The organism is Photobacterium sanguinicancri (genome assembly GCF_002265265.1).
Lineage (GTDB): Bacteria > Pseudomonadota > Gammaproteobacteria > Enterobacterales > Vibrionaceae > Photobacterium > Photobacterium sanguinicancri.
Map to the genome: position 1 here is coordinate 1 of NZ_NOIF01000151.1, position 12377 is coordinate 12377.

Genomic DNA, 12377 nt, shown 5'->3' on the forward strand with positions numbered 1-12377 from the left:
CTATAAATAAATGAAAAACTGTTTTTCATTTATGGAAAAGTCAGAAGTTAAGCTCATGTCATCTGCTTGGTTCAAATAATGATTAACAGGGCATTTTGACTTATATAAGGGTATTAAAAATTGTGCCTTAATAGGAGGAAAGTATTTTAAAACAAATGGTTAGTACGCCTTGTAAGGAGGGGGAGTCGTTTGTTTTTATAGTGGGTAAAGTTAATCACAGATCTTTCGTTATCCACAGAAGCTGTGAATAACTCTGTGGGAAATCCTCACAGGCTAGAAATCATGCCGCATCTGGTAAAGTCAATACTCTAGCTTGATAGAAATAAGCGAAAAATAGCTTGTTTTGATTTAGTTCAATTCCTGAAAAAAGAACATGAAAAAAAGTCACTTTTATTGAGGATCGTGCTAAAGAACCTTAATGCCACTGCATTCGCGAACCACGGTTACTTTTTATAAATCTGTGATCTATCTAATAAATCTGATTTTATTGTTTTTAATTCGAGGTGTGAAATAAGTATATTGGCGGCTGATAAAATACTGATGTGTTGAACAGTAACGTTCATACCATTACAGCAACGCATAATATAGAAGTAAAATATGTCTCTCTCGATAGTACAAAGAACTATTGCAGGCTTTGCATTGATGTTCCTTTTGATCGCCATTGTTGGCGGTATTAGCTATAGCAACACCAATCGCATCCATAGCCGTCTACTTGATGTCACTGAAAACTCCACACCGATGGTTATTTCATCTAGCCAACTTTTAGCAAATCTTCTGGAAAGCCAGTTAATGCTGGTGGAATACAGAATGACTAATGAACTCTCAACGTTAACGGCAAAAAAGCGAGCGTTTGAGCGTGCAAAAGCTGACTTTGAACAAGCTAAAAAGCACGTTATATCGCAAGCGAACAGCGGATCCGCTCATGATGCGCTGCGCCCTGTGTTGATTGCCTCTGACAATTTCTTCTTATCCGCAGAGTCTGTTATTTCACTCCATAACCAGTTGGTTTCAGTCAATACGCAACGTGCAGAGCTTAATGAGCAGTTTCTTCGTTTAGAAGATACCTACCAATGGGCTGCTAATTTGCTACTACAACGCGCGAGCGTAAAACGTTCAATGCATAATCGTGCTGAATTGATCACGAGTGGTATTGGCCGTGATTTGAAAAATTTACGTCGTGCAAATGCAGAAACTGATTTAGCAGCATTAGGTAAAGTATTAGCAAAAGATATTGAAATTGCAGGCCAGCGTTTAGCGCGAATTAATGTTGAACCTGATGTAAGTGCTCGTTATAGCCGAAACTTAAAAAAGGTGCATGACTTAACGTTAGGTAACAGTGGTTTGCTTTCGGTTATGGCTGAACAGCAAAGGCTACAGCATGAAATTGTTAATAAGAACCAACAAGCACTTGCTCATGTTGCTACCACTCAAAACGCATTAGAAAACTATGTAGGTTATGCCCGCCAAGTGGCGACACAAAGCCGACAAATGGCCGATGAAGCGGTTTCAAATGCAGAATTCATGATCATGTTTGGTGCTCTGATTTCAGCCGCCGTGGCAATTATTGTGGCTATCTCAACAGCAAAAAGTATTCATACGCCATTAAAATCTATCAATGTTGTTTTACGTAAAATGACAGCGGGGGATATGACCCAACGAACAAATTACCAATCTTCTTGTGAGTTTGGAGCACTTTCTCAGTCGATAGATCAACTCTCGCAAAGCATGGCGGATATTTTAAAGCAGATTAACCATGGTTCAGCACGTTTAGTGGATGAGGCCGCTAAAACTGCCAATATCAGCGAACAGGCAATGGGCCGTGTAGAAGACCAAAAAGCCCGCACGGATCAGGTTGCTGCTGCCATTTCAGAATTGGAAGTCAGTGCAAAAGAAATTTCACGCTCATCCGATTTAACGGTCGTAGAAGTCAATGAAGCGAATTCAGCAACTCAAGCTGGCCGTAATCAAGTTGCTCAAAACCGTTTGATAACAGAGCGCCTGGCGACTGACATTACTGAAGCTGCAGGCATAACGCGTAACCTAGAAGGGTTTAGTAATAATATCGGCACCATCTTAGATGTGATCCGAGGGATTGCCGAACAAACGAATTTACTGGCATTAAACGCAGCGATTGAAGCAGCACGAGCGGGCGAACAAGGCCGAGGTTTTGCGGTTGTTGCTGATGAAGTACGTGCGCTAGCAAACCGAACACAGCAATCGACAGAAGAAATTCAACATATGATTCAAAACTTACAGCAAAGCGCTGCTGAGGTTGTCTCTGTTATGGCCCGTAGCCAGCAGCAAACGGATGAGTGCGTTGAGCAGAGTCGTTTAACGGATCAAACCTTACAGAGTATTGCCGATCGTATGATGCAAATTAATGAGATGGCAGAACAAGTTGCGCTAGCGACAGAAGAACAAATCTCTGTGAGTCAGCAAGTCGCTGAACACATTAACGGTATAGCGCACGTTGCTTACAATGCAGAAAATGAAGCGCGTGAATCTGCCGATAGTAGTGAGGCCCTGTCGTTACTGGCGTCTCAGCAACAAACCTTAATCGAACGCTTTAAGGTGTAGGGAATATGATGTTATTAAATAGTAAGCAAGCTATGCGCCGTTCGCCAACGATGTTCTCACGCTGGGGAATCGCTGGTGTATTCAGTGTGTTGGCCTCTGTTTTTTCCACCAATATAGCCATAGCCGCCGATACGAGTATCAAGGGTAGCGTTATGATTGATTCATGGCGTAATGATGATGCAGTATGGAAAAACACTATCATTCCTGCATTCAATCAACATTATCCTAATATAAAAGTGGAATATCGTGCACCAGCCGATCCTTCTACTTTTAACGCGCAGCTGTCTGAAAATTTAGCGGCAGGTACGGCTGGTGATTTGATCGCTTGTCGTCCATTCGATGCGTCCCTGTCTTTATTCAAACAAGGGTATTTTAGTGATATTACTGAAATCTCGGGAATGGAGAACTTTCCTAGTTTTGCATTAGGCCCGTGGCAAACTGATTCTGGTGCACAAACATTTTGTTTGCCAATGGCATCGGTGATTCATGGCTTCTTCTATAACAAAACGGTATTTAAAGAGCTGGGAATTGACGCACCAAAAACAACCGCACAGTTTACGCAAGTGCTAGAGCGGGTGAAGCAAAATGGCAAGTACATACCATTAGCGATGGGCACTAAAGATAAATGGGAAGCCGCCACCATGGGCTTCCAAAATATTGGGCCTAATCACTGGAAAGGAGAAGATGGCCGCTTAGCGTTAATTCGCGGTACTGAACGTTTCTCTGATGCGGCTTATCAGCAAACATTTGCTCAACTTGCATCATGGCAGTCTTATCTAGGCAAAGGGTATCAACAGCGCGGTTACAACGATGCTATTGCGCTATTTAAATCGGGTAAAGCTGCGATTTTCCCAACAGGTTCGTGGGATATTTCCACCTTTGATAAAAGCATAGAACTCGGTGTTTTTCGACCACCAGTAGAAAAAGCAAATGGTGAGTGTTATTTCAGTGATCATACTGACTTGGGGATGGGCTTAAATAGCAAAGCGAAGGATGATCCTGCGGCTAATGCGTTTCTTAACTGGATGACTACCGCGGAGTTTGCTGAACTGATGACCAATGCTTTACCTGGATTTTTCTCATTATCGAATCATTTTTTTGATGTAAAAAATCCGATAGCGGCGGAAATGATGGGGTGGCGAGATGAGTGTGATTCCACTATTCGTAACTCAGCACAAATTTTATCACGGGGAAAACCAGAACTAGAAAACCAGTTGTGGCAAACCAGTGCAGATGTCATTAACGGGTCTATAACACCAGCTCAAGCCGCTCAAACGATTCAACAAGGTCTTGTAACTTGGTATGAACCCCAGAGAAATGCTAAGTCAGCGTTAGTTTGTCAATAATACAATAAGCGCATTAAAGGTTACTAAAAAGCATTTTTGTGTAAGAGCAAACGTGCTTTTTTGTTACTTATACACATACATCGTCTTGGAATGATAAAAAATGACACTAATCATTGCAGCGACTATAAAGGTTAATTAAAATACGAATAGTTTTTATTAAGGTGTAATTAATGTGTCCCGTGTTTTAGTCATTGATGATGATGTACAGCTCTGCGAGTTGTTGGCTGACGTATTAGAAGCTGAGGGTTATGATGTTGAATGTAGGCACTGTGGTGAAACTGCTTTAGCTTATATGCAAGACTACCCCGTCGATCTCGTATTGTTAGATGTCATGCTACCAAACATCGATGGCATGCAAGTCGCTAGGCGTATTTGCCAGCGTTTTGCTACACCTATCTTGATGCTTACTGCATTAGCTGATGAAGCATCCATGATGGATGGTTTACAAGCTGGGGCAGATCACTATATGCCCAAACCATTTCGTGTGCCTGAATTGCTGGCACGTATGACGGCGATCCTTCGTCGGGTAGGGCTTGAACGTCAGCGTCAATCTCAGCATTGTAATGAACAGAATTTATCGCAGCAGATTGCTCGCTTGCCATTAACTGGTACTGAATTCGAATTGCTTGAGTATCTGATTAAAAATAACGAAATTGTAGTGTCTAAAGCCGAACTTCAAAAAGAAGTGCTCAAAAAAGACCTAAGCCCATTCGATCGTAACCTTGATATGCATATTAGTAATATTCGCCGGAAAATGGTGCAATCTGGTTTATCTAAGCAGCACATAAAAACTATTCGTGGTAAAGGATATAGCTTCTTAGCGATGGCCTCTTAAAAGATCATTTAACACGTTATTAATTAAGTAAAGCACGCTGAATAACTCACGCCGAGCTATCAGCGTTATCAACGTTTTTTAAGCGATGCTTTACTCTTTATATCTAACATTATTTTATCCATTAGGCTGCGCATTGCGTGGCCTTTTGCATTGAGAACTCATGTTTAATTTCCAACGTATCAACCTCTTTAAAAATAAAAACTCAGACAATTTAAGCGTGGATAGCAAATGGTTGGGACATGACTTTTTTGAACGTAAGCGTCAGGGCCCTTTAGCCTATAAGCTTTTTTCGTATTTTGCTGTCATCTTATTACTGATATTAGGCCTGCAAAACGTTGCTGAACATGCGTTGATCAAAGCGCTTCTGCATGTACCAAGCCGAGTACAGAGCGAGATGCTTGCTCTTTCTCTGCAGGCTGAAATCATGATTGCAGAAGGTGATATGGATGAACTAGCAGACTGGGAAAGAGGACAAGAGTACTACCTGTTTGTTCTTGATGCGCAGCAAAACGTACTGAGTGGACGTGAAATGCATCCACATTTTAAGTTCAAGCTCAATTTTATCCGCAGTTTAGACTCAATTTTAGATGATAGAGTGAACCAGCCTATTATTGCTGTGCCATTAACTAACGGTAATCAGCTTGTTATTCAGTTTCCGCATGAAAAGCACCCGGCACACACTTTTCGCTATTATTTTGCATTAAGCCAAATTGTTATTGCTGTGTTGATTCTGACCGTATTTTCAGGCTTGTTAGCGCGTTATTTACAGCGACCGCTTACTCAGCTTCAAGAAGCTAGCCGCCGCTTGTCTGAAGGTGACTTTTCTGTTCGAGTAGCAAGTGAAGTCGGTGAAAGTGTTAAAGAATTTAGTGAGTTAGCCAAAGATTTCGATCATATGACGAATCGTATCCATGAACTTGCGGAAAAACAAAAGCGCTTAATTCGAGATGTTTCACATGAGCTTAAAACACCGTTAGCACGCCATGGCCTTGCGCTTCATCTTCTTCGTCGTAATCTGTCGGAAGAGCAGCAAGTAATGGCGGATAGGCTAGAGCGGGAATCCGACGAGATGAACGATCTTGTGAGTGAAATCCTTGAGTTTAGTCGATTAGAAAATGCGAGCTACGATCCTCAATTAGTGCCTGTGCAACTGGAAGCTCTTTGCTCTTTACATGTGCTGGAAGCACAACATAGTAAACTACCAGGACAAACAATTAGTTGCTATGTTGATAAAACATTACCCTTAGTTATGGCTGATAGCCGATTAGCGTCTCGTGCTATTAAAAACGTAATTGGCAACGCCATTAAATACGCAGGTAAAGATGCTGTTATTCGAGTTTCAGCGTATGAAGCGGATGGTAAGGTGAAACTAGAAATAGCGGATGATGGGTGCGGGATCTCTCCTTTGCATTTGAAGCGCATATTTGATCCTTTTACGCGCATAGAAGATTCACGAGATAAACTGTCGGGTGGAAATGGCTTAGGACTTGCGATAGTCAAAGAATCTATGGCAGTAATGAAAGGCAGCGTAATAGCAGAAAATTGCAGGAAAGGTGGATTACGAATAACCCTTTTGTTCGTGATCTAACAGGCCATAGTCTCTGATTTTAGTTCATAATTGTTTTGGCATATAGGCTAGTTTTTTAACGTTTGTATTGGAAGAAAACGATGACTAAAGTCACACCGAAGAAACTATATAATAGCAAGTGGACATCGACAGCTCCTGTTAACCGAGAGAAACACTTTATCGTCATTAAAGTAGTATTTAATGACGATGGTATTGTTGAGCTATGTATTATCGAGGCTGTTATGTCGAAGCGACAAATGGAAATAGATTGGCGTGAATTGATGAATGAAGATCTATGGCTGCAAGGCTGGAAATGAAACCTCTAATTGAACTGATCTTAACAATCGGCCGTATCAGTAGGTTTTAATATTAGATGCCCTTTACCCAGCACCTTTATCGCCTTAGTTGACCACTACAAGTGCCGTCATACAGCTTTATGCTTGGCTTGCAAATAAGCCAGTATAAAAACGAATAACGGCCATGCATATCATGACATTGACCAGCATTAGCAAGGGTGTTTCTATGCTATAGCTGGGTGTGCTTTGTAAGGCGCTCATCGTTAAAACAACCAGTAAATTTCCGCCAAGCACTTTTTGTATTCCGAGGCTTGGTGATTCACACAGCTTCCAAATGATAAATATATTAATGCCATAGAAACCCGCCAGTTGCCATAACTCTGTAAACCCTGGCATGACAAGTGTGTACTGTATAAGTATCGCGGCTCCCCAGCCAAGTGTTCCCCAAAAAGCCTGCTTAACCATGCTATCTGGCATAGATACAATCACATTCGCAAAAACGGAAGCTATCATGGGGAATATTGTTCCGCCAGGCAGTGGAATAAAAATCCACAACCCCATACACGTTAGCAAGATGCATACAGCTTTGAATGCATTACGCAGCCGTGCTTTAGTCTCGTTACTGAGCATCGGCTGTTGCGCCAATGCTGCCGTTGTTGATGATGAGCTTTCCTGAAGCGGAACTTTCAATTTGGCTGCATGCTCCTGAATATAGAGCCGTAGCGCTTTATGACTATTCCCATTGTTATCACCGTCGCCTGTTGTTGCTTTATCCAGCAGCGATAGTACAGAGGCCAAAGTGCGTAAATCTTTTTCAGAATAAGCCGTTTGGCTCTTTTCCGATTCTGTGTTTTGTCCCTGCGATAAATGCTCCATATGTGATTGCACTCGTTGACACACGCTAACGAAGAATCGCCATTTCCGGTGCTGATGTTGAAGCTGATGACTGCCCGTTAAAGGAAGGGACAGCAGTTCTTGCAGTTTATATATTTGCGTCTGAACATTGCCGATAGTGCTTGTATCAAGGTTCTTGTTATCAAGTAAGGTGTAATAACTACTATTTAGATCCGTTACTACGCTATTTAGCGTTGAGAAGAAATGACTTTCGGTTTCTTGAGGCCAGAGTAAGCGAAAGACAAGGGAGTAAACGACAACCCCTAATAATGTTTCTTGAATACGCAATACAGCAATATTAAAGGTATTGGTACTATCAAAACCACCAATTGAGGCGATGATGGCGCAAACAACGAAAGCGATAGTGAACATATACCCGTAACGTTGGTTACCGGCCATAAAAACACAATAAGCTAAAAATAGCGTGTAGAAGACAATAAATAGGAGTGGATCTTGTGAGAAGCAACCAATAAGAAAGACGGCGTAGCCCATACCCAAAAACGTACCGAGCATGCGATTTCGACCTTTACGTAAAGCGTGACCGTAAGTTTCATTTACCGCCATGGCGATGATACTGATCACTGACCAGTAAGGTTTATCCCATTGAAACCAAAGTGCAAGACTAATGGCTAACACTACAGATACCGCAACTTTGATTGCATTTTTTGTCGATGGGCTAATCGGCATGACGATCTCACTTATTCTGTTGTTTTATTTTTCATTATTTTGATAGATGCCGTCATGCCAACACGAAGTTGCAAGTCTTGAGGTGTATTATTAAGGTGTATTTTTACTGGTATCCGTTGCGCTAGACGGATCCATTGGAAGTTAGGGTTCACGTTTGGAAGCAAAGCATTGCCCGTGCTGCCGTCTTGTTTCGCAATGCCATAGCCAATGCTTTTGATTTCACCTTCAAGTGGGAGATCATCGTACATCATTAAAGTGACCAAAGCCTTGTCTGTGGGTTTTACGTTTTTGAGATCAGTTTCTTTAAAAAAGCCCTCAACCCAAAAGCTATTTTGGTCGATCAACGCCACAACAGGGGTGTTGGCGACAACCTGCGACCCTACGCGATGACTTAAGTTCGTGATATAGCCATCTGTTGGTGCCGTAATTTTTGTATAGGTTAAATTTAATTGTGCTTCATCGATCAGAGCATCAGCTGCAAAAACATTGGCTTGTGCAGTTTCAACTGCATTGTGCAGGTTGTTCAAGGTAAGTGTTGGAATTGCACCAGGTGTGCGTTTGACGAGATTCAGTGATCGGCGTTCTTCATTTTTGGCTTTATTTAACAAAGCCAGCGCTTGTTTCTGGCCTGCAATCGCTTTTTTAAGGTTGTTGTTATACACACTGGCATCAATCTCAAATAACACATCGCCTTTTTTAACTTGCGCATTATCTTCAATATTCATTCTATTGATTTGCCCGGTCACACGCGGGGTGATTTGAATAACATATGCACGGATTTGTCCGTCGCGCGTCCAAGGATTTTGAGTGTAAGTGAGGTATTGCGAATAGAGGATCACTGAAGCTGTCACCACTAAAATAAAGGTGACGAAATAACGTTTGAGCATTGAATCTTTCTCTTAAAAAATCGTGATGTATTGGCTGAGTACGTTTACAAAAATAACCATTAAGCACAGCTCTGCGATCATGGGAAATGCAATAAAACGGTACAGACCGAGCTTCCCGCCAATAAAAAAGACAAAGCTTGCTAGCGCATAAGCGATGACAACAACTAATAAAAGTGGAGGGATGTACACTTCACCTAATGCAATTTCATGCGGCATCATAATTAGCGCCACCTTTGGACGAATAAACGAAGTAATTGAATGACGTTCTATGATAGCGGGAGAATGTTGATACTCGTAATCGCTTTTGATGGATCGGATCCATCAAAAGCAATCAAGCGTAGGCAGTGTGACTATTGGGTATATTGAGAAATCGTTGAGACAATGTTCTCTTTCACTTTAGTGATTTGCTTGGAATGTGGGCACCATAGGGCAACAGGGATTTTTAAATCATCTTTTAATTGTTCTGCTGACAGTTTGAGCAAATGTTCACTGAGATATTCAGCTTGGATAATTTTGGTTGGCAGTAATGACCAGCCGAGTCCTTGCTCTACAAACTTCACAATTAAAGACAGCTGTTCGATAACTTCATAGTTGGGTGAGAGAATGACTTTATCTCCCATTTCATCATCGATTAATGATTTCAACACAAGCTGACGGCTTGTTTTTAATGCCCCGTATTGCTCCGAGATTGGCATGGCGGCAATAGGGTGGCTTTTTCCGACAAAGGGTGCGAAAGCAATATAGTTAAGAAGAATATAATCGATACTGTTAATGAGTGTACTCTGGTGAACGTTAACCATGCCAAAATGGATTGAACCGTCTTGGATGCCTTTCTTGATTTCAGGTTTAGTGCGAACGAGGAAGTTAACACGCATGGACGGAAAGGACTTTGCGAGATTGACGCGAATATCGGTCAGGACTTTATTAGGTAAAAAGCTGCAATATGCAATGGTAACGGATTCTAGCCCGCCGTAAGAAAGGCTTAATGCGACGCGATCAAAAGTACGTGCTTGTTCAATGGCTTGTTTTGCATAGCGATATAAAAGTTCACCGTCTTCGGTTGGCTTGACGGATCGGCCAATACGCTCGAAGACTTTTATTGCCAGTTGATCTTCTAAATTGGAGATAACCTGACCCATAGTGGTGCGGTGCTTATTGAGCTTAGTCGCGGCTTTGCTGAAGGAGGCCTGCTCGTAAACGGTAACGAAGGCATTGAGTTGCTCTAGGCTGAAATTCATGTAGCTACTGGCTGAGTAAAGAACATCCCTAACTGTAGCACTGTATATCTATGGTGTATAAAAGACTTTGGCATCAGGGGGGGGAGTCTTGAAAGTCGTTCACGTGGTGCACATTTATATGGTGAACTGTTTTGTGTGTGTTATTAGAACGCATTAGGTTAAGAACAGAATTGAATGGGGAAAGGCGAGAATAATGGATGTTATAGAAAGCGATTTCAGCGGTATGTCTGATAGTGCGTTATGGGCGATTGCTAATCCAATTATGGATAATCTGATGGCGGCATCGACAGAAATTAATCATGCAAAGCATACTCAAAATTTCACACCACGCATGCGAGACATTGTTACGCCTGACCACCTAACGGAAGTCTGTTTGCAGTATCAGCGAGAAAAAGGCTTATTTACATTACGTGAAGCAGTAGCCGTTTTTAAACGTCCTGACTCAGCTGTTTTTGTTTGGAAGCAGACATTTAGTAAAGCAAAAGGTGAGTTTGTTGCTGAGATGGTGCTTGTGCATCAAAACGGGCGTTATTTGGTGGATCATGTCATGGTTTTTTAGCTAGTGACCTTGCATCTGAGATTGTGTTTTGATGGACTGCATTGTTTATTAGCAGAGACATGATAAGCAGAGAGATAATAAGTGGAACGTGATGAGTTAACAGGAGTGACGATGATAACAATTAGGCCTTATGTTATTGCTGACGCGAAAGCCTTATGGTTGCTGTTTTTTAATACGGTTCGAACAGTAAACTCGCGGGATTATTCGCAAAAACAAGTTGAAGCGTGGGCGCCAGACAATTTTGATTTTGATATTTGGCAACAGCGCATGGCTGGCATTCAACCTTTTGTTGCCGAAATTGACGGTGTGATTGTTGGCTATACCGATCTACAAGCCTCTGGTTTGATTGATCACTTTTTTTGTCACCATCACTATCAGGGAAAAGGGGTGGGTAAGGCGCTAATGCAGTATGTTATTAGCACGGCAATAAAAAGGGCTATCCCGCGTTTGTATTCAGAGGTCAGCATCACGGCTAAACCTTTCTACGAGCATTACGGTTTTACCGTCGTGCGAGAACAGACAATCACGGTAAGAGGGCAAAATATGAATAACTTCATACTAGAGAAGTGGTTGTAATTTAGTCGGTGCCTTATCAATAAAAATGATTTTTATCATAACGTTAAGTGTGGGCGATCACGCATCACCCTGTATTTTTTTGATAGAGTAAATAGATCTTTCAGCTTAAAGGATGGTAAAAATGACACCTGCACCCATAAAAGAACTTATCTCATTCAGTGATTTTGAAAAACTAGATATTCGTGTCGGTACTATCACATCAGTCTCGGACGTGGAAAAATCCAAAAAGCTAATGAAGTTAACGGTTGATTTTGGCGATCATACTCGCACAATCCTTGCTGGTATTAAGCAGGAGCGTGAAAACCCAAGGGACATTGAAGGCAAGCAGGCTTTATTTGTCGTTAATTTGCCTGAACAGAAGATGGCAGGCGAGGTTTCGCAGGGAATGTTGTTTGATATCGGCTATGCAGATAAGCAGCTTCCATGCTTAGCGATGCCCGAGTCTCCGATGCCAAATGGTAGTCGAGCAGGTTAGAAGCTTGGACCTATGCTTGATTTCGTAAAATAGTGAGCTGAGCGTCTGTTATACCAATTCTGTTAATACACCGACAAGAATGGTTTGGTCATTGGTCGAATTGGTTTTGATACTCATAAAGCACCCAATATGATTGGGCCAAACTTCGCCTCTATTCTTACATTAACGTTTACTTCCATTGCCTACATCTACCGCTTAGGCCTATCGTTTACGTTATGGCTTACGTTATGGCTTACGTTATGGCTTACGTTATGGCTTACGTTATGGCTTACGTTATGGCTTACGTTTAAGCGCTCGCTTGCGTAAGTCGCTCTATTTTCATACAACAAAACTCATATCTTTAATTATTCATGGTTAATATGAATCTACGCTCGCATTACAGTAAAACTTCTATTATATTATTCGTTCGTCTTTCTGGATTTGTAATTCTCGTTACTTGT

12 protein-coding genes are annotated in these 12377 nt (G+C 41.7%); 8 read left to right on the forward strand and 4 right to left on the reverse strand.

What is annotated here, in order from left to right:
• Positions 1–597: 597 nt before the first annotated feature.
• The 5 genes from ASV53_RS18285 (at position 598) to ASV53_RS18305 (ending at position 6642) form a co-directional block, all read left to right on the forward strand.
• A complete protein-coding gene (locus ASV53_RS18285; protein ID WP_094958146.1) occupies positions 598–2577 on the forward strand; it encodes a HAMP domain-containing methyl-accepting chemotaxis protein in 1980 nt (659 codons plus the stop codon).
• Positions 2578–2627: 50 nt separating this feature from the next.
• Positions 2628–3923: an ABC transporter substrate-binding protein gene (locus tag ASV53_RS18290; protein WP_439126495.1), complete on the forward strand. Its 1296-nt coding sequence runs from the start codon at positions 2628–2630 to the stop codon at positions 3921–3923.
• A 172-nt stretch (positions 3924–4095) separates the two neighbouring features.
• Positions 4096–4758, forward strand: coding sequence for a response regulator transcription factor (locus tag ASV53_RS18295; RefSeq protein WP_062687697.1), 663 nt, complete (start codon positions 4096–4098; stop codon positions 4756–4758).
• Between the two features lie 160 nt (positions 4759–4918).
• Positions 4919–6346, forward strand: a complete 1428-nt coding sequence (locus ASV53_RS18300; protein ID WP_094958148.1) for a histidine kinase sensor domain-containing protein — start codon at positions 4919–4921, stop codon at positions 6344–6346.
• Between the two features lie 80 nt (positions 6347–6426).
• Positions 6427–6642 carry a TIGR02450 family Trp-rich protein gene (locus tag ASV53_RS18305; protein ID WP_062687698.1) on the forward strand — a complete coding sequence of 72 codons (216 nt, stop codon included), beginning with the start codon at positions 6427–6429 and terminating at the stop codon, positions 6640–6642.
• Positions 6643–6759: 117 nt separating this feature from the next.
• Here the strand turns inward: ASV53_RS18305 and ASV53_RS18310 are convergent, their stop codons facing one another.
• The 4 genes from ASV53_RS18310 to ASV53_RS18325 form a co-directional block, all read right to left on the reverse strand.
• On the reverse strand, positions 6760–8202 hold the full coding sequence (locus ASV53_RS18310; RefSeq protein ID WP_094958149.1) for an FUSC family protein: 1443 nt from the start codon (positions 8200–8202) through the stop codon (positions 6760–6762).
• An 11-nt stretch (positions 8203–8213) separates the two neighbouring features.
• The gene (locus tag ASV53_RS18315; RefSeq protein ID WP_094958150.1) at positions 8214–9089 is read right to left on the reverse strand and encodes an HlyD family secretion protein; all 876 of its coding nucleotides are present in this window, start codon (positions 9087–9089) and stop codon (positions 8214–8216) included.
• A 12-nt stretch (positions 9090–9101) separates the two neighbouring features.
• A complete protein-coding gene (locus ASV53_RS18320) occupies positions 9102–9305 on the reverse strand; it encodes a DUF1656 domain-containing protein (protein WP_062687795.1) in 204 nt (67 codons plus the stop codon).
• A gap of 134 nt (positions 9306–9439) precedes the next feature.
• Complete coding sequence (locus tag ASV53_RS18325; RefSeq protein WP_094958151.1) at positions 9440–10327, reverse strand: LysR family transcriptional regulator; 888 nt, start codon at positions 10325–10327, stop codon at positions 9440–9442.
• 193 nt (positions 10328–10520) lie between these two features.
• On the opposite strand from ASV53_RS18325, the gene ASV53_RS18330 reads away from it, so the two are divergent.
• From ASV53_RS18330 to ASV53_RS18340, 3 genes are all read left to right on the forward strand, one after another.
• Positions 10521–10886: a hypothetical protein gene (locus ASV53_RS18330; protein WP_094958152.1), complete on the forward strand. Its 366-nt coding sequence runs from the start codon at positions 10521–10523 to the stop codon at positions 10884–10886.
• A 111-nt stretch (positions 10887–10997) separates the two neighbouring features.
• Positions 10998–11462: a GNAT family N-acetyltransferase gene (locus tag ASV53_RS18335; RefSeq protein ID WP_094958153.1), complete on the forward strand. Its 465-nt coding sequence runs from the start codon at positions 10998–11000 to the stop codon at positions 11460–11462.
• A 121-nt stretch (positions 11463–11583) separates the two neighbouring features.
• Positions 11584–11937 carry a tRNA-binding protein gene (locus tag ASV53_RS18340; protein ID WP_094958154.1) on the forward strand — a complete coding sequence of 118 codons (354 nt, stop codon included), beginning with the start codon at positions 11584–11586 and terminating at the stop codon, positions 11935–11937.
• Positions 11938–12377: the final 440 nt, after the last annotated feature.